This is a genomic window from Dolichospermum sp. UHCC 0406, from assembly GCF_009712025.1.
Classification (GTDB): Bacteria; Cyanobacteriota; Cyanobacteriia; order Cyanobacteriales; family Nostocaceae; genus Dolichospermum; species Dolichospermum lemmermannii.
In genome coordinates this window covers 133128-151457 of record NZ_VILA01000016.1, presented here as the reverse complement: position 1 = coordinate 151457, position 18330 = coordinate 133128, and the positions used below count along the sequence as shown (strand labels likewise).

Sequence of the window (18330 nt, the reverse complement as noted above, 5' to 3'; positions counted from 1 at the left end):
AGCGGAAACCGCTGTAAATCTGATTAAATGAGGTCTATGTTAGAATATAGGAATATTCTCAACTATTGTAATTTGTACCATGAAAAAATTAATTCTCACAACTTCTTTATTTCTTAGCTGCATATCTCTGGTAAGTTGTGGTAACGCACCAAAGGATATGTTTAAAGAAGATTCGAGTAATACTGTCACACAAAGTCAAAGGGAAATTTCTTCAGTAGCACCAAGGGAACAAGAAGATAAACAAGAATCTTCTCCAGAATCAGAAACTCAAGAAGATGAAAATAATAAAGAAGAGGAGAAAACCCCTGTTCGTAAAAACCTGGATAAAAATACTAAAAGAGATGGAAGTAAAAAACCAAAATTAGGAATAGTAAAGGAGTTAGTTAATGGTGATTTAATGTGCTACGTTACCTTAGTAGATAAAAAAGGCATTGAACACAATGTTGGTGCGAGTTTTGATATTTGTGCTGACGAGAAGAAGTTTGTCAATAAAAAAGTCCGTGCTGTTTATGAAATACAATCAGTTAGTGATTGTGAAAGTGCAGAACCTTGCGGTAAAACTCGCAAAGAATCCATCATTACAAAAATGCAAGTTGTCAGTGAAGGTTCAGAGAGAAGATCCTCAAGCGATAATTCAAAAAGTGGTAATTCACAAACTTTAAGTAATGGTAAATGGACAATTACTTTGAGTAATACTGATTCTTGGAATGGGGTTAATGGTACAGGAAATGTGAATTATCAAGGATGTGATACTAATGGTAAATGTCTCAAGTTAACAGGTGGTAAAGTTTCCTGTCGAGATGGTAAATGTGTTACAGGTTGGAAAAATGGGGATTATGTCTACATTTTAGAACAACCGATAACTGAAGATGGTAATTCTACTTCTACTTTAAGAGTGAGAAAAGATAATACTGAAATTTTGAAGGCTACAGACTTGAAATTGCTGAATTGAGGGATAAAATTCAAAAATTCCATCTCTCAAACTCTGACTCTCTGAGCCTCTGCGTCTGGAGCGTGTTAGCGAAGCGGGGCGAAGCGGGGCGAAGCCCAATAAAATCATACTTTTACTCGGCAAATCTGGGCAACCACGGGGGGTTTGTCCCTACTCTGGTGTGAAATTTTGATCCAGAAAATTAAGAGCATGATTGCGAAGTTCAAAATATTCTGTAGAGTTCCGCATGGCCACTCTATCTCTAGGATGTTCAAAAGGAACTGTTAAAATTTCTCCTATTTTTGCAGATGGTCCATTAGTCATCAAAATAATTCTGTCAGACATATAAATTGCTTCGTCAACATCATGGGTAATCATCATAACAGCTTGCCGATGATGTTCCCAAATATCTAATACTTGACGTTGCAATTTACCACGAGTTAAGGCATCTAAAGCCCCAAAAGGTTCATCCATTAATAACATTTTGGGACGAATTGCTAAAGCCCTGGCAATACCCACTCTTTGTTTCATTCCTCCAGAAATTTCATCAGGATATTTGTCTGCGGCTGCGGTTAAGTTTACCATTGCTAAATGTTCATTGACAATGCTAATTTTTTCAGCCCGATTGGCATTTTTCAAAACTTCATCTACTGCTAAACGGATATTTTCACGGACTGTTAACCAAGGTAATAATGAATAATTTTGAAATACCATCATTCTATCTGCTCCTGGTTTCCGAATCTCTTTACCATCTAAGCGAATTGAACCAGATGTAGCTTTTTCAAAACCACCAATTATTTTTAATAATGTGGATTTACCACAACCAGAATGACCAATTACAGAAATATATTCATCTTCACCAATGGTCAAATTAACATTATCTAAAACTGTGAATTCTCCTTTATCCTGGGTTGGATAAGATTTAACTAAATTCTCTACTTCCAAAAATCCGTTACGGGGTAAAATTTCTGGAGAAGTATGATCTTTTGAAATCGTATATTCCATGATTAATTCCTTTTGATATAATTAGCTATTTTTAAGACATGAAAAACTGAGAAGGAGCGTTAGCACGAATATCAAAACTATTGAGATATCCTACAGGATCACTAGGATCAAATCCTTTTTTATCTATAAATGCTTCAGGAGGTTCAACTTTATAATCATCCTGGGGACATTCAATTCCCATTTCTGCGGCTATGTCTCGATATAAATCGGTTCTCCAACCTTTTGCAGCTACTTCTTTGGCGTTTTTAGGAATTTCTTTGATTTGTCCCCACCGGGCTGCTTGAGTCATTAACCAAAGACTGCGAGAACGCCATAAAAATGTGGAATGTTCTCCTATTTCATGGGGAATACTATTAGGAAGATCATAAAAAATTGTGGTATCATCTGCTTTGATAGTTCTGTCTTTACCATCAAAACCACCATAATTATAATTGCCAATAATTCCCGGTCCAGTAAACTTAGTAATAGGAACACCCGGCTTTTTAGGTTTTGCCCCAGTGAAAGAACGTTGTGTGAGTAATTCGGCTATTTCTTGGCGATTTTCGGGTTTTCCACAATATTGACAAGCTTCGATCATTGCTTTCACCAAAGAACGGTAAGTTTTGGGATAATTGACAATAAAAGATTCCATTACTCCCAGGAGTCTATCTGGGTGTCCTTGCCAAATTTCCTTACCTTGGGCAAAGGTAAAACCGATACCTTCATTACCTGTAATTGCTCTAGTGTTCCAAGGTTCAGCAACCATGTAAGCTTCCATTGCCCCAATTCTCATGTTTGTCACCATTTGCGGTGGAGAAACAATGATTACCCGAAATTCCTTTAAAGGATCAACACCCGCAGCAGCAGAAAGATAGCGAGCAAAGTATTCATAAATGGCAGAACTGAGGACTACAGCCCAAACTTTCTTTTCCGGGGGTTGTTTGTCAAAATAGCCGCGAAAGTCCCGCCCAAAGGCTTCCAAAGCCCCATCACCGTATTTTTGCTGATATTCAAACCAAGGACGGATGCCATAGTCCCACATATCCTTACTCATGGTCATAGCGTTACCATGTCGGTGAATGGTCATTGCTGCACACAAGGGAGCATGACGCGCCCCTTCAGCCCCTATTCTAGCGTTGGTAACTGCACCAGAAACGACGGGGGAAGCGTCGAGACGACCAAAAATTAAGCCGTCGCGGGAAGTAGCCCAACTGGCTTCGCGGTTGAGTGTGACATTTAAACCATATTTGCGGAAAAATCCTTTTTTCCAAGCGATCGCAAATGGCGCACAATCATTAACAGGAACATAACCCACAGTAATGTCCGATTTTTCTAAATCTTGGGATTTAACTACAGGTGTCACCGCTAAAGCTTCTTCTGTTAATCCCCTAGCAGACCTATCTCCAGAAACTGCACAGGATGATAAAAATAAACCTGCTGTAGTCGCACCTATTCCCGTAATAAAATCTCTGCGAGTTAAATGATTTTCAGTCATAATTTATCATTTGGGATTTTATGAAAGTACAAATTCATCTGCGTTTATCCGCGTTCATCATCTTCTATCAGCGTTTAAATCATTAATTTCCAGGACGGTGAGTAACTAACTCTTGAAGTTTCCCCACACCGTAATCTAAAATCAACCCAGTTAAGCCAATTACAAACACGGCTAAAAATACAGAACTCAGATTTAAACGACTCCATTCGTCCCAAACAAAAAATCCTATTCCTACCCCACCAGTCAGCATTTCCACAGCCACAATTACCAGCCAAGCTATCCCCAAACTAATTCGCAAACCTGTAAAAATATAAGGTAAACTGGCAGGTAAAATAATTTTGGTAATCTGTCCCCAGCGGTTCATTCCCAAAACTTGTGCTACATCTAAATAATCTTTAGGAACATTAGAAACTCCCAACGCTGTATTAATAATAGTTGGCCACAGCGACGTAATGAAAATCACAAAAATAGCAGAAGGATCTGCTAAATTGAACAGAGATAAAGAAATGGGCAACCAAGCCAGTGGTGATACTGGTTTAAAAATCTGAATAATGGGATTAAAAGCCAGCATTGCCGGTCTGGACATTCCGATCAAAAATCCCAAGGGAATGGCGACTAATGCACCCAAACCAAATCCTAATATTACCCGCCGTAAACTTGCTAATAATAACCAACCAATTCCTAAATCACCGGGACCTCTTTGATAAAATGGATGTAAGATATAGTCCCAATTAGCAATTAAAGCTTCTGGTGGTGTGGGCATTAATTCATGATTAGCTAATGCTACTATCCACCACAATAAAATAATTCCTAAACAGCCTAATGCTGGGAATAAAAAAGTATCTTGAAAAATTACAAGTTTGGCTTTTCTCCAAACAGTTTGTCCCGCAACTGCAAAAATGGCAGCTATATTTAGTTGCAATATCATTTATTTCACCTCAGCAGAGTTAAGCTTGGATACGCAAATATTAACTAGTACCAACCTTGGACACTGATGAGATCAGAACATAATTAAAATTCTGTCTCTTCAGTCTCCTCTCAATGCCTACGAAGTTAGCTGACGGGCTAGGGTTGAGAGATCCCCTTTTTTGCTCAATTTTAGATTTGATTTGAGTTTTAAAGCTTAAATTCCTAAACTCATCAAGACAAAAATACGCCCCACAATTTGGTTCCTCCGTTCCAGCACTATTAACTGAAATGTACTGGATTAAGCTGACTTACTCAATCATGAATAATGATAGAACATTAACATTTATATTCAGTAATAACATCAGTAGTTGTCATGAATATTAATTTCCGGCGATTATAAATCGCTACTACACAAACAAAGTCCACCTGCGTGGACTTATTAAAAATCAAGACCTTTGAACCCACGTAGCTGGGTCTTGTCTATGTAGCTGCGACTTCTAGTCGCCAAATCAAGCAGAAAATCAACAATTATCAATCTAATAAACCTGATTTTTCCATTTCGCTAACGCATCTTCAGCAGCAGCTTTTTCGGCTTCTTTTTTATTCTTTCCTTTACCTTCTCCCTTTTCTTTACCTTCTACTAATACTTTAGCTCTAAATTCTGGCGCGTGAGATGGTCCCCCTATTTGTTCCGTTACATACTTAGGGGGATTTGTGATACCTTTAGCTTGTACCAATTCTTGAAACCGATTTTTGGAATCTACATTAGAACGGATTTCTACAATGTGTTTTGAGGCATCATTAAATAATATTTTAACAATCTCACGGAGTGGTTCAACATTACGATTATTATCTAAATAGTAAGCGCCAATTACAGCCTCAAATGTACTACTTAGTAAGTTAGGATTTTGAAAACCGCCATCTCTAATTGTTCCTTTTCCTAATCTCATTCTAAAGTCTAAACCTACTTCTATAGCAAATTTTGCCAGTTGTTTTTCTTCTACTAATGCGGAACGAAGACGAGTTAATTCATCTTCTCCTTTTTCAGCAAACTTTTCATAGAGATATTCACCGCTTAAAAAATTGAGAATAGCATCACCGAGAAATTCTAAGCGCTCGTTATGTTCCCCTTCTCCGGGGTTTTCGTTAACATAGGAACGATGGGTTAATGCTTGACGCAGGAGTTTTTCGTTAGAAAATATCAGAAGTTTGTGTACATCAGATAGTTTTTCTTTAATACGAGCTTCTTCCGCTTTTTCTGGAGACAACATTTTCAAAACATCTTGCTTTTGCTGTTCAATAATATCTAGTTCAGATGCGGAAATTGCTTTCATAATTCTTGTCATACTATCAAGAGCGCGATAAGTATCATCTGTGGAAAACCTTGATTGATGCGCCCATTTATTTCTCACGTCAATTAACTCACTGACTAAAGCACGTTCAGCATTACTGAGTTTTTTCTTGAAAACATTATCCCACTGCTTGATAATTAATTTTAGTAGAACTGAAACATCTTCTTGTAAAGTTTCTTCTAAATTTCGTCTAAGTGTTTGATCCTCAGATATACAAGATTTTGCAACTACTAACCAGCGATCACCATGCACTATTCGCATTTCTTTTTCTATATAGGAATATAATCCTTGAGATAGAGTAGCTAAAGCTCTATTAATTCGCTCGTGATTACTAATGGCCATTGAACTTTGCAATAAAATTATACAAATATATATAATTTTACTATTTTTAATAATATATTGTCTATATAAAAATTCGTAAAATTACCTAAGATTAATTAGGAGATTGTTTAAGTAAGTACAATACAGCCTATTTTATCTCGATCCAGTATATAATGGTGAGTAAAAACACACACAATAGTATTAAAATGTGTGCTTTATTTATGTACAAAATACTAGAAAATAAATTTCAAGTTAGATATATAGGACTAATATTTGATTTTTGAAATATACGTAGGGTGGGCATTGCCCACCGTAGGGGGATTTTGGTGGGCAATGCCCACCCTACACTACTTAAAATTTTTCAAATATCATTTATGATTCCTATAGTAAAATATAATAATATATAAAAAGACTAAATTTTAAACCAATGCCAGCTAAAGATATTTTTCATGATGCTGTGAGGAAAGGATTAGAAAAAGAAGGTTGGGTAATCACGGATGATCCTTTGAGGATTGAAGTTGGTGATGTAGAAATGTATATTGATCTTGGGGCTGAAGAAATTCTCGCTGCTGAAAGAACTGGAGAAAAAATAGCAGTGGAAATTAAGAGTTTCACTGGTACATCTAATATTTCTCAATTTCATACAGCAGTTGGCCAGTTCTTTAATTATCGTTTCGCATTAGAACAAAAAGAATCAGAAAGAGTTTTATATTTAGCTGTTCCTTTGGGTGTTTATCACGCTTTCTTTCAATTGCAATTTATCAAAACAGTTGTCGAACATTATCAACTTAAAATCATTGTTTATGATCCGATTCAGGAGGCGATTCTAGAATGGAAAAACTAAAGCAATATCAAAATTATGTTCAACAAGTTATCAGAGAGTATGCTCAAATAGGTTCAAAGAAAGATGAGATTGAGCAACAACTGATTTTTGATCCCGTTGGTAATCATTATCAGTTAATGTATGTTGGTTGGAAGAACAGACGCAGACAGCATGGTTGTGTTTTACATCTTGATATTAAAAACAACAAGATTTGGATACAACATGATGGAACGGAGATTGGTATTGCCGATGAATTAGTTAAATTAGGTGTACCAAAAGAAGATATTGTCTTAGCTTTTCATGAGCCTTTGATGAGACAATATACAGGCTTTGCAGTTGGTTAATTTCAGATCCCCGACTTCTTTGAGAAGTGGGGGATCTAACGGGATATAACTACTTATTCCAAGCAGGATGACACAACAGAGAAGACATCACCCGCACCCCACGTAGTTGGTTAGAGAGGGGTAAATGACCTCTAGGGGCGGTTAAATCCCAGGTGAACCCGTTAGGATATCTTGTCCAGTTATTACCATTCTTCCAGTCAATTTTTGGCCACAAGTTGACCCAATTTTTACTTAAACCTAACCAAATTTCGCGCTGGACAGAAAAGCCAAATTTACCTTCTGAGTGAACTACCCAGAGTTGATTAATGGTGCGTAAGTCTTGAATTGGTAAACTTTCTACTTCTGTAAAGTATAGCCATTTTCTTTTTACTGCTTGGGGACCTGCTGCTTCACACATCTTTTGAATTGTCAAGAGGTCAGCGGCTTGAAAATCTTGATCTGCAAGTAGCTTTTGCAAAGAATTGTAACTGATCCCACAGTCCGATTTTAGAGGTACAATTCCTTCAGGAAAGTTAGTTTGTAGAAATCCTTGACTTGTCGGTGCATCAGTATTGTAGATGACTTGGTAGACTTTGCCATCAATCCAAGTTGCTGGGGTATCACGACGTTTCAGCAAAAATTCCTTCAACACATCTAACCCATCATTACCCAAGTCAGCTAACTGCGGGATGATTTGTTGTTGGACTTTTTCGGACCCAGCGATTAACTTTTGGCGGAGGGAGTCGAGATCATTTGTAGTGCCTGATACAATCATTGGGTCTGTCATGCCGTTACTCGTGTTAGCGTGAGCGTGAATAAACTATCTACTGCTATCGGTTATTCTACAAAATGAAAGCCGAATAGCGAAAAGTAGTTTACTCCGAATCTTGGGTAAAGTTGGCAAGCCCTTGAGTATATATCTGAAAGAATCACTCACGGTGGCTTTAGCGAAATCCTAGCCCACAATACTTTATCAGGTAAGGAGTTACAGAATCCAGGAGTTACAGAAATTATGACTCCTGACTCCATACCCGGTGAATTTCTTCTATTTGGAATTTGTGAATTATGTACGAAAAGATTACTCCTCCCACCACCGGCGCGAAAATTACCTTCAAAAATGGTGAACCGGTTGTTCCTGAAAATCCCATTATTCCCTTTATTCGCGGTGACGGTACGGGTATAGATATTTGGCCGGCGACGGAAAAAGTGCTTGATGCTGCGATCGCTAAAGCATACAATGGTCAAAGAAAAATTAGCTGGTTTAGGGTTTATGCTGGTGATGAAGCCTGTGATTTGTACGGCACATATCAGTATTTGCCCCAGGATACATTGACGGCTATTAAAGAATATGGCATAGCAATTAAAGGACCTCTAACTACTCCCGTTGGTGGTGGAATTCGGTCTTTAAATGTGGCATTACGCCAAATCTTTGACCTTTATACTTGCGTGCGTCCTTGTCGTTATTACGCTGGGACACCTTCTCCCCACAAAACTCCTGAAAAACTGGATGTGATTGTTTATCGGGAAAATACGGAAGATATTTATTTGGGGATTGAGTGGAAGCAAGGTAGTGAAATCGGCGATCGCCTGATAAAATTCTTAAATGAAGAATTGATACCCGCTACCCCAGAACACGGTAAAAAGCAAATTCCCCTCGATGCTGGTATCGGTATCAAACCCATCAGCAAAACTGGTTCTCAGCGTTTAGTTAGACGTGCTATTAAACACGCCTTATTATTGCCCAAAAATAAGCAACAAGTCACCTTGGTGCATAAAGGCAATATCATGAAATACACAGAAGGCGCTTTCCGGGATTGGGGTTATGAATTAGCCACAACGGAATTCCGTCAAGAAACTGTAACAGAACGGGAATCTTGGATTTTGGGTAATAAGGAAAAAAATCCCCATATTTCCGCAGAAGAAAATGCCCATGAAATTGATCCCGGTTTTGATTCTTTGACTCCAGAGAAAAAAGCGCAAATTGTCAAAGAAGTAGAAACAGTTCTAAATACAATTTGGGAAAGTCACGGAAACGGCAAATGGAAAGAAAAAATCATGGTCAATGATCGCATTGCTGATAGTATCTTTCAACAAATTCAAACTCGTCCAGATGAGTATTCTATTCTGGCGACAATGAACCTCAACGGTGATTATTTATCTGATGCTGCTGCTGCTATCGTTGGCGGTTTAGGCATGGGTCCAGGGGCAAATATTGGCGACTCCTGCGCGATTTTTGAAGCTACCCATGGGACAGCCCCAAAACACGCTGGGTTAGACAGAATTAACCCCGGTTCTGTAATTCTTTCCGGTGTAATGATGCTGGAATATATGGGTTGGCAAGAAGCCGCAGATTTGATTAAAAAAGGATTAGGTGATGCCATAGCAAATGGTCAAGTTACCTATGACTTAGCGCGGTTAATGGAACCACCTGTACAACCATTAAAATGTTCTGAATTTGCTGACGCAATCATCAAACATTTCGGTTAATTTCCGTTATCGTGAAATTAAGATTCCCGACTTCTTCAAGAAGTCGGGGATTTGAGTAGCGTTTGCTTAGACTGTCTGAATCAGGATAACCAGGATTTAAGGATTAACAGGATGTGATTTTTTATTTAAAGTGGGGTTTTCGGATCATAGAGAAGCTGCTATTACTTAAATAATAAATTATTATTTAAGTAATAGTTTACAAAATAACGTTTTCAATTTGAGAATATTCAATTTATCAATCTGTGCTAGTAATTTTTCCAAAGTTTCAGATTCTTCATTTGACAATTGATTATCAGAATTTTTTATTAATAAATCATCTTCGTAAGAAATTACTAAAACCTGGAATAATAACTCCTTTTATGATTCACCACTAGAAAAAAACAAAGGTAAAACAAATGCTGTGATAATTCCCGCCAATACAATCACCTCGATTATTTTCATTAATAAACCAACTGCCATAAATTGATTAATTTCTTCTCTAAGATTATTAGAAAAATCATTGAACCAAGCACGTAAACGATCATACCAGTTAGCAGGGCTATCTTCTGGACGAAATTTCCATGATAATATTGACAGTAATAATGGCACACCACCAACTTTAGCAGACATCAAAACATGAATTGCTAAACAACAAATCATGATTAACCAAGCTATTAAATGAGCATAATACCAAATATGATCAAGTTCTCCTGTGGGCAGCCATTCTTCTTTCATCATTCTTCCAGATACTACCGCCAAAACAGCAGCGAGTAACATTTTAGTATTTACTAAACGTTGGAGACTTACCCACCAAATTGGTTTACCAAATTGAGTTAAATTTTGGATAGAGTCTGGTTGTAATAGTCGTCTTTTTCCAGCATGAAAACTATAAACAGCAAAAAATGGCAGTAAAATCAAGAAAAATACTGCCAATGTCCCATGAATATCCTGTATAGGATTGATTTTGGGAATGGGAATATATCCAAATCTTTTGTCAAAAGTGTTGTACACTAAGAATCCACTAATAATTGCGCCAATGACTAAAATCCCGCTTATACCATGCAGGATTCTGAATATTAATGGTTGATAGGGGGCTGAACGGTTCATAGATTGATGTAGTAAGTTTGAAGAAGGGTAATTTTGTTGTAAATATTAAAATGTAAAATATATATTATCACTTCTTGAACATTGAACAAAATGAATATCAAAAGTCCTCTCCGTTATCCTGGTGGAAAATCAAGAGCAATTAAAAGCATCGCTGAATGTCTCCCAAAAAAGTTTTCTGAATTTAGAGAACCCTTTGTTGGTGGTGGTTCAGTTTTCATCTATCTTAAACAAAAATTTCCTCATCTCCAGATTGCTATTAACGATTTAAACCCAGAATTATATCTATTTTGGCATTTTGTAAAATCTGATTTATCAAAATTAGTTTCCGAAGTTTGGCAAATTAAAAAAACCTCCCAAGATGGAAAATTACTCTTTGCCAAATTAGCTCATGTAGATGTTAACACCTTATCTGATTTAGAAAGAGCAGTGCGCTTTTTTGTTCTTAACAGAATTACATTTTCGGGAACTATAGAATCAGGAGGTTTCTCCCTAGAATCTTTTCATAAAAGATTTACTAACTCATCAATAGATAGACTGGAAAAATTAGAAAATATACTAACACAAGATGTGAAAATCACCAACTTAGATTATAGTCATCTAATTAATGAACCAGGAAAAGACGTATTTATATTTTTAGATCCTCCTTATGTTAAAGCCGAAAAATCTAAATTGTATGGTAAAAAAGGAGATTTACATATAGGATTTGATCATCAAAGACTTGCACAAATATTAAAGCAATGTCCCCATAACTGGTTAATTACATACGACGATTGCCCAGAAATTAGAGAAAATTTTCAATGGGCAAATATCATTGAATGGGAATTACAATATGGCATGAATAACTATAAACAAAAAAAAGCCGAAAAAGGTAAAGAACTATTCATTAGTAATTATGAAATAAAACCAAAACCCGAAAAATCTCTTCCTTCTCTACCTCTGTGACCTCTGTGCCTCTGCGGTTCGTTCTCATTCCATAAAATATCCACTAACAGCGATAGCGCGAAACAAAAAGCCATTTTTCGGTAAAATCAAATTCAACATCATAAAAAACCCGAACAATGGATTTTAGTATTTGGTCTAACTTACTCAAACAATTATTAGAACGTCAATCATTATCCCGCACTCAAGCCGCAGAATTGATGCAAGGATGGATAAATGAAACAATTCCCCCAGAACTATCAGGGGCGATTTTAATGGCCTTAAACTTCAAAGGCGTTTGTGCAGAAGAATTAACAGGAATGGCCGAAGTCTTAAAATCCCTGTCTTCCGTACCCATAAACAAACGTGAGCATACCCCATTTGTCCCGTTAATTGATACTTGTGGTACAGGTGGTGATGGAGCATCAACCTTTAATATTTCCACCGCTGTCGCCTTTGTAGTGGCTGCTGCTGGTGTACCTGTCGCTAAACATGGTAGTCGTTCAGCCTCCAGTCTTACAGGCAGCGCCGATGTTTTAGAAGCACTGGGAGTAAACTTGACTGCTGCGAGTGAAAAAGTCCAAGCAGCAGTGCAAGAGGTAGGAATTACATTTTTATTTGCCCCTGGTTGGCATCCAGCCCTGAAAGCAGTGGCCCCATTACGGCGAAATCTCAAAGTGCGGACAGTGTTTAATTTACTTGGACCTTTGGTAAATCCCCTGAATCCCACCGGTCAGGTAATTGGTGTTTTTGATTCTCAACTGATAGAAACCGTTGCCGAAGCCTTAAATCTCTTGGGGACGCAAACAGCAATGGTTCTCCATGGACGAGAAAAATTAGATGAAGCTGGTTTAGGCGATATTACCGATTTGGCGATCTTAAAAGATGGTAAAGTATTGTTAACTACTGTTGATCCCCAAGAAGTCGGTGTCACACCTGCCCCCATTACCGCCGTCAAAGGTGGTAACGTTCAAGAAAATGCGGTGATTCTGAAAGAAGTTTTGCAAGGGAAAGGAACACAAGCGCAACAGGATATAGTGGCGTTAAATGCTTCCCTAGCATTACAAGTAGCAGGTGCAGTTCCCTGGCTAAATCATGCTCAAGGAGTGACTTTAGCTAAAGAAATTTTACAAAGCGGTAGCCCTTGGACAAAGTTGGCACATTTAGTGGAATTCCTGGGGGATTAGCTTCTGAGTAGGCTTGAGGACGAAATTCCACAACGTTACGTTTGATAGTTACATCGTAATTACCGAAAAAGTCATGTCCTAAAAGTCCTGTTTCTAATTCTGTCCCAGCGATCGCTACTGGGACTTTATTTACCGTCATCCCCCCAACTTCCATAGAATCAAGATAGCCAATGGGGAATTCCACAGCCTTAGCGCTGGCCGTATTCGCTTTAGCTTTTCCTACCGTTACCACTCCTAAAGCCGCTGCTATCTTTTGGGTGATTACAGTCCCACTAGCTCCCGTATCCACAATCATCTCAAATCGCTGTGTACCGTTGAAGGTAACTTCAATAATTGGTGTACCACCAATTCGCCGCTTAATTGGGGCAATAAATACCTCATTATTGCGGGGGAGGATAGTTGATGACGGGAAACTAGGCTTAGATAAGGATGGTTTTAGGGTTTTGACAGAGGAACGGGGGGGAACTATGCCATGACTCTGTGGCTGAGGAACATCAATGACAACCGATTGCGGTTGAGTTAAAGAAGATGCTAAATTTTTGGGGTAGGCTTTGCGGCGAGCAAAAGCAATTTGACGGCGATATTCACCGATTTGGCGTTGAGCAAAGGCAAAATTGCCACTATCACGGCGGACTTGCTTCATGAGAGCGATCGCATCTTGCAACTGACTCACTACCAAATTCCAATCATCCACAGACACAGCAGATTGGCTGATACTTTTAGCACCAGCAGCTTTATCTAGTGCCATTGCCAAAGGACTTAATTGGGTGAGAGAAGATTCTCGTGGCGTTGATTTCGGACTAGCTAACAATTGTTGACGTTGACGGGGAGAATGGATGGCTGCCAAACTCCCAGTTGACAAAGATTGCTTAGATTCATCAGTTGTCGTTGTCTGCTGATCTTGATCACAGGCAACAGTCAAAACCGCTAAACTAACGGAACAAAAAATGAGGGCTGTCCGGGACAAAAAAGACTGAAGCATAGTGAATGTTTTAACCGCCCTGGCTGCTCTTCCCAAGTGTACTCCTCCCACCCAATTAAAGATGCGTGACTATTGAATCATTTTAAAATTAAAGTTTTGATGAAGAATTTTTGGTGATTTTATATACATATATATGATTTATATGATTTTTTTTGTAAAGGATTGTATAGTAACTACGGGAAGGTTCTGAGTTTTCGATCAACAATATGAATATATTGTCTGTCTGGCATTACCAGATATTATAAGGGAAATGCCGAAAACATAGACTGAAACTCTCTATAGAATCTCCGCGTCTAAAGACGCGGAGAGTGTCAAATACAAGTAGAGGTATTAACCATGTCTAGCGCAGTTTTAATTGATTTTGGTCAAATTTATCAAGTTCGAGGCAACAAGGTTGCTTCTGCTGCAAAATTTGATGAAATTACTTCACGTTTAAAAAAAGCATCAAGAGAGATCAAGACTGAATGGAACAATTTTTCTTCTGAACAACGTGATTACTTAACAGATTTTGCCTACTCTTTCATTGAACCAACGCAGGAAGCTACAGGGTTTTTGGATATCCTCAAATCAAAAATTTATTTGCTTTTTTTGAATCTTACCTCCCAAAGAGAATCTTTTGATGCTTGTGTTGATGCTATTGATTTCTTGGTTGATACAATTCTTGATTGTATTGAGCAAGATGATCCCGGCTATCAGGCTGTTTTATCTGATACTTTAGAGGAATTGCGTTTAAATTACGAACGGATTCCAGAAGTAAAGCCGGAGGATAGTAGTGCCTGGTTGCGAAATATATTCGATAAGGCCATTGCCGAAGTTTGAGATTAGTCTTGTTAAACTTGTTAAAACTCACTACAAAAAAAATAAAAGAGCTAGAGATTCATTTGAGACTTTGATACAAAAGTATATAGAGACTCTTGCAAAAGATCCGCTTTTTGATGAATCAGATAGCGAGAATTTTCCTAAAGGTGCTTACAAACCAGATTTTGAATTTAGAAAAATTCGGTTTTTAATGCCGGAACTTCAAGGTGCTTCTCGTCAAGGCAGATTTATGTATGTTGTTCATCAAGCTTCTTGCTCTGTCTATCCTGTATGGATTTATACACACGAAGAATATCGGCAAAGACCTAGCGATCAGGAATTGAAAGAGCAATTTGCAATTATAGAAGAAATGAATATTGTAGATGTAGACTCTCCACCTTCATAAACCATGAGAAGATATACCTTTGCTGTCTTCTAAAAAAATAATTTATAGAAGATATAAAACCCTTTTTTCTCTCCAATTACTAATTACAAATAATCTATGCCCCTATCTGACGCAATACCTGCTCTACTTGTCCTAGCAGATGGCTCTATTTATCGCGGTTGGTCTTTCGGAGCGACAGGAACTGCCATTGGCGAAATCGTATTTAACACAGGCATGACCGGATATCAAGAAGTGTTAACCGATCCTAGTTACTGTGGTCAAATTGTCATTTTTACCTATCCCGAATTAGGTAACACTGGCATTAATTCCGAAGACGAAGAATCAAATCAACCCCATGTTAAGGGAGCGATCGCTCGGAATATTTGTCATAAACCCAGCAATTGGCGTTCCACCCAATCCCTCCCCAACTACCTCCAACAGCACCAAATTCCAGCTATTTACGGCATAGATACCCGCGCCCTCACTCGGAAAATTCGCACCTTTGGGGCGATGAATGGCGGCATTTCCACAGCAATTCTCGACGAAGCAGAATTGTTAGAAATGGTACAAGCTGCTCCCAACATGACAGGCTTAAACCTAGTCAAAGATGTCACCACACCAACCGTTTACGAATGGCTGGAAGCCACAACAGCCCCTTGGGAATTCAATTCCGCAGCAGTGGCTAAAATTGGCGAAACCTTCACCGTCGTCGCCCTAGACTTTGGTGTCAAGCGGAATATCTTGCGTCGTCTAGCCAGTTATGGATGTCGCGTCATAGTTGTTCCTGCCGATACACAACCAGAAGAAATTCTCAAATACAATCCAGATGGTATTTTCCTCTCCAACGGACCAGGAGACCCCGCCGCCGTCACAGAAGGTATCAACACCACAAGAGCCTTACTAGACAGCCAAAAACCCATATTTGGCATTTGTATGGGACACCAAATTTTAGGTCATGCTCTCGGTGCAGAAACATTTAAACTAAAATTTGGACATCGGGGTTTAAATCAACCTGCTGGTTTACAAACAAGAGTGGAAATTACCAGCCAAAATCACAGTTTTGCTCTTGATCCAGACTCCTTACCAACTGCTACAGTCGAGGTCAGCCACTTGAACCTCAATGATCTGACAGTAGCTGGAGTTCGTCACAAGACCCTACCTGTGTTTTCTGTTCAGTATCACCCAGAAGCCAGTCCTGGACCCCATGATGCTGATTACTTGTTTGAGCAGTTTGTACTAAAAATGCAAGCAGCACGTCAAGGCGCAATCGCCTAACTTGAGGATAAAAAATGTCATGATGGATATTGGTAATTAGTAAAAATTTTTGCCAGTCCCCAACATAGACAAATTGCTCAAAAACCATCTACACTAGAACGTTTACTTTTAGTAAAAAGAACGAGGAGAAAATCATAGCTGAACCACTGAATCTAACCGTGAGCCTGAGAGGTACACGCGAAGTCCGCGATAGCTGTCAGCTATTCCGCCTCACAGGTTTATTAGACGCTTTCTCTGAGCCAACATTCATTAAAGTAATCGGCAGTAAAATTGAGGACGGTCCAAAAAACATCATTTTGGATCTTTCACAGATCGACTTTGTGGACAGTTCTGGCTTAGGTGCGCTCGTAAGACTAGCCAAACTGGCTAAACCTGAACCAGATGGTGAAGGCAGTTTCCAAATTGTCAGTAATGCCCGTGTAACCCAAACGGTTAAGCTTGTTCGTTTAGAAAAATTTCTCTCCTTACAACTTACAGTTGAAGCAGCCCTAGAAAACATCCCCTCTGCGGCTTGATTGCTTAAATGGAAAATCTAAATTAGGCTGTCCGATGTCAAATCTGGATAGCCTAATTTTTGGATATAGTAGGGAATGGAGTTGAAAGTCTTTTAAGTGCATACTGTTATATCAGGGAATAACCCTTATAAGAAAAATGCTGAAAACCCTTGAGAAACAGCAACGCAGTTGCATTTTTCGGACTTCAGGCAAGGGATGAAAGCTGATTGCAGCATTTATACTGCGCTAAAAATGCTAGAATGCTCTTATCAGTACAAGATTTAAAAACCTACCCCCGGACTGGGGGAAAGTCTACGCCCAGAAAATCTTGAGGAGATATCAGCACGCCCAAAGGGCAAACGTGTTGAGCCTGGGAACCTTAGTGATAAGGATATTAAGAGCGTAATCTCTTAAGAATCCCCGTCTCTTTAGAGCGGGGAGTGTCAAGTTGAGAGTTAAATATAATTTAAGTTGTTTTAGATAATGCCGGCAAAAATTGTCTCCCGATGTAGTGCTTTTTTAAGGAATGATTAATCTGTGAAGTCCAAGGAGGAAACAGGCGAACACGAAGAAGATGAAACCGCTACACAGCATTCATCAGATATTTTCCCGTGGTTGGTAAATGCGACGCAACTGCCCCAGCAAATATCCCCAGCCCAAATAAAACAGATATCTCCTTCAGCTTTAGCCTACTTGGGGGATGCAATTTATGAATTATATGTTAGAATGTTTTATCTGTGGCCACAACAACGACTAGACAACTACCATCGTTCCGTCGTGGATCAGGTAAGAGCAGAAACACAAGCGCTACATTTGCGAATGTTAACTCCTTACTTGAGGAGTAACGAATTAGAAATTGTTCGCAGAGGTCGTAACTCTGCTACGAGTCGTCATAAACGACTGAATCCCGAAATTTATCAACAGGCAACTAGTTTAGAAACCTTAGTTGGCTACTTATATCTTACTGATTACCCCCGTTTAACCGAGCTATTACAAAAACTTCCCCTAGAGAAATAGTGAGAAGCTACATCTGGCGATTGTTACTGATTTGTAATTGTTCATTAAATTGATGTCATCGGGCTGTTCCCTCATTTAAATCAAACCTCAATACTGTTATGACAAGTCAACCAAAGAAAAGTAATTCTGGCGGACAACCAAAACGTGGTCAGCCAGTGAAAATCAAGGGCAAACGCGTTGTCCCTCAACCTAGCCGTAATCAAGGCAAAAGTGATGGTAAACCCATTACTGCAAAACCTCGCTCTCGCTACGGTTCTGAACAATCCCCAGAAGTGAAAGTAGACAGAGAAGGTAAATCCTATTCTGCAAAACCTCGGACATCTCGCTACGGTTCTGAACAATCACCAGAAGTGAGAGTAGATAGAGAAGGTAAATCCTATTCTGCTAAACCTCGCTCTCGCTACGGTTCTGAACAATCCCCAGAAGTGAGAGTAGACAGAGAAGGTAAATCCTATTCTGCTAAACCTCGCTCTCGCTACGGTTCTGAACAATCCCCAGAAGTGAGAGTAGATAGAGAAGGTAAATCCTATTCTGCTAAACCTCGCTCTCGCTACGGTTCTGAA

The 18330-nt window shown here is 38.8% G+C and carries 18 protein-coding genes, 2 pseudogenes and 1 riboswitch; of the genes and pseudogenes, 12 read left to right on the top strand and 8 right to left on the bottom strand.

Translation table 11 applies throughout. The features are described 5' to 3' along the window. Nucleotides 1–79 precede the first annotated feature (79 nt). Nucleotides 80–952, top strand: a complete 873-nt coding sequence (locus tag FJR09_RS15135; protein ID WP_015078702.1) for a hypothetical protein — start codon at nucleotides 80–82, stop codon at nucleotides 950–952. A gap of 150 nt (nucleotides 953–1102) precedes the next feature. Here the strand turns inward: FJR09_RS15135 and FJR09_RS15130 are convergent, their stop codons facing one another. The 5 genes and pseudogenes from FJR09_RS15130 to FJR09_RS25915 all read right to left on the bottom strand — a co-directional run. Then, the gene (locus tag FJR09_RS15130) at nucleotides 1103–1936 is read right to left on the bottom strand and encodes an ABC transporter ATP-binding protein (protein WP_015078703.1); all 834 of its coding nucleotides are present in this window, start codon (nucleotides 1934–1936) and stop codon (nucleotides 1103–1105) included. A gap of 31 nt (nucleotides 1937–1967) precedes the next feature. Beyond that, on the bottom strand, nucleotides 1968–3410 hold the full coding sequence (locus FJR09_RS15125) for an ABC transporter substrate-binding protein (RefSeq protein ID WP_015078704.1): 1443 nt from the start codon (nucleotides 3408–3410) through the stop codon (nucleotides 1968–1970). An 82-nt stretch (nucleotides 3411–3492) separates the two neighbouring features. Beyond that, nucleotides 3493–4338, bottom strand: a complete 846-nt coding sequence (gene ntrB, locus FJR09_RS15120) for a nitrate ABC transporter permease (RefSeq protein ID WP_148763329.1) — start codon at nucleotides 4336–4338, stop codon at nucleotides 3493–3495. Nucleotides 4339–4437: 99 nt separating this feature from the next. Beyond that, nucleotides 4438–4634, bottom strand: a riboswitch (cyclic di-AMP (ydaO/yuaA leader). A 221-nt stretch (nucleotides 4635–4855) separates the two neighbouring features. Beyond that, nucleotides 4856–5590 (bottom strand): ribonuclease III, encoded by a 735-nt coding sequence (rnc, locus tag FJR09_RS25300; RefSeq protein ID WP_083881496.1) that lies wholly within the window; start codon nucleotides 5588–5590, stop codon nucleotides 4856–4858. A gap of 60 nt (nucleotides 5591–5650) precedes the next feature. After that, nucleotides 5651–6013, bottom strand: a pseudogene (locus tag FJR09_RS25915) (Swt1 family HEPN domain-containing protein); the annotation flags it as partial. Between the two features lie 406 nt (nucleotides 6014–6419). On the opposite strand from FJR09_RS25915, the gene FJR09_RS15110 reads away from it, so the two are divergent. Together FJR09_RS15110 and FJR09_RS15105 are read left to right on the top strand one after the other, a co-directional pair. Then, nucleotides 6420–6836 (top strand): XisH family protein, encoded by a 417-nt coding sequence (locus FJR09_RS15110; protein ID WP_015078707.1) that lies wholly within the window; start codon nucleotides 6420–6422, stop codon nucleotides 6834–6836. Further along, the gene (locus FJR09_RS15105; RefSeq protein WP_015078708.1) at nucleotides 6824–7159 is read left to right on the top strand and encodes a XisI protein; all 336 of its coding nucleotides are present in this window, start codon (nucleotides 6824–6826) and stop codon (nucleotides 7157–7159) included. The genes FJR09_RS15110 and FJR09_RS15105 overlap by 13 nt, the downstream gene beginning before the upstream one ends. A 49-nt stretch (nucleotides 7160–7208) precedes the next feature. Here FJR09_RS15105 and FJR09_RS15100 read toward each other — a convergent pair whose 3' ends face one another. Further along, the gene (locus FJR09_RS15100) at nucleotides 7209–7925 is read right to left on the bottom strand and encodes a GUN4 domain-containing protein (protein ID WP_015078709.1); all 717 of its coding nucleotides are present in this window, start codon (nucleotides 7923–7925) and stop codon (nucleotides 7209–7211) included. A 278-nt stretch (nucleotides 7926–8203) separates the two neighbouring features. Between FJR09_RS15100 and FJR09_RS15095 the strand changes: the two genes are divergently transcribed. Next, nucleotides 8204–9625 (top strand): NADP-dependent isocitrate dehydrogenase, encoded by a 1422-nt coding sequence (locus tag FJR09_RS15095; protein WP_015078710.1) that lies wholly within the window; start codon nucleotides 8204–8206, stop codon nucleotides 9623–9625. Nucleotides 9626–9982: 357 nt separating this feature from the next. Here the strand turns inward: FJR09_RS15095 and FJR09_RS15090 are convergent, their stop codons facing one another. Next, on the bottom strand, nucleotides 9983–10711 hold the full coding sequence (locus tag FJR09_RS15090) for a cytochrome b/b6 domain-containing protein (protein WP_015078712.1): 729 nt from the start codon (nucleotides 10709–10711) through the stop codon (nucleotides 9983–9985). A 90-nt stretch (nucleotides 10712–10801) separates the two neighbouring features. Between FJR09_RS15090 and FJR09_RS15085 the strand changes: the two genes are divergently transcribed. Continuing rightward, nucleotides 10802–11653 carry a DNA adenine methylase gene (locus tag FJR09_RS15085; RefSeq protein WP_168651391.1) on the top strand — a complete coding sequence of 284 codons (852 nt, stop codon included), beginning with the start codon at nucleotides 10802–10804 and terminating at the stop codon, nucleotides 11651–11653. Between the two features lie 116 nt (nucleotides 11654–11769). Beyond that, the gene (trpD, locus tag FJR09_RS15080) at nucleotides 11770–12816 is read left to right on the top strand and encodes an anthranilate phosphoribosyltransferase (protein WP_015078714.1); all 1047 of its coding nucleotides are present in this window, start codon (nucleotides 11770–11772) and stop codon (nucleotides 12814–12816) included. On the opposite strand, the gene FJR09_RS15075 is transcribed toward trpD, so the two are convergent. Next, entirely contained in the window at nucleotides 12746–13798 is a 1053-nt protein-coding gene (locus tag FJR09_RS15075) for a TIGR02281 family clan AA aspartic protease (protein ID WP_168651390.1), read from the bottom strand. The two genes, trpD and FJR09_RS15075, sit on opposite strands and share 71 nt — an antisense overlap. Before the next feature lie 336 nt (nucleotides 13799–14134). On the opposite strand from FJR09_RS15075, the gene FJR09_RS15070 reads away from it, so the two are divergent. From FJR09_RS15070 to FJR09_RS15045, 6 genes and pseudogenes are all read left to right on the top strand, one after another. After that, complete coding sequence (locus FJR09_RS15070) at nucleotides 14135–14617, top strand: hypothetical protein (protein WP_015078716.1); 483 nt, start codon at nucleotides 14135–14137, stop codon at nucleotides 14615–14617. Beyond that, nucleotides 14604–15002 (top strand): hypothetical protein, encoded by a 399-nt coding sequence (locus FJR09_RS15065; protein WP_174783315.1) that lies wholly within the window; start codon nucleotides 14604–14606, stop codon nucleotides 15000–15002. The genes FJR09_RS15070 and FJR09_RS15065 overlap by 14 nt, the downstream gene beginning before the upstream one ends. 96 nt (nucleotides 15003–15098) lie before the next feature. Then, nucleotides 15099–16256 (top strand): glutamine-hydrolyzing carbamoyl-phosphate synthase small subunit, encoded by a 1158-nt coding sequence (carA, locus tag FJR09_RS15060; RefSeq protein ID WP_015078718.1) that lies wholly within the window; start codon nucleotides 15099–15101, stop codon nucleotides 16254–16256. 158 nt (nucleotides 16257–16414) lie between these two features. Beyond that, complete coding sequence (locus FJR09_RS15055) at nucleotides 16415–16771, top strand: STAS domain-containing protein (RefSeq protein WP_041457647.1); 357 nt, start codon at nucleotides 16415–16417, stop codon at nucleotides 16769–16771. Between the two features lie 516 nt (nucleotides 16772–17287). Further along, complete coding sequence (locus FJR09_RS15050; RefSeq protein ID WP_015078720.1) at nucleotides 17288–17767, top strand: Mini-ribonuclease 3; 480 nt, start codon at nucleotides 17288–17290, stop codon at nucleotides 17765–17767. Between the two features lie 98 nt (nucleotides 17768–17865). Then, a pseudogene (locus tag FJR09_RS15045) lies at nucleotides 17866–18330 on the top strand (hypothetical protein); the annotation flags it as partial.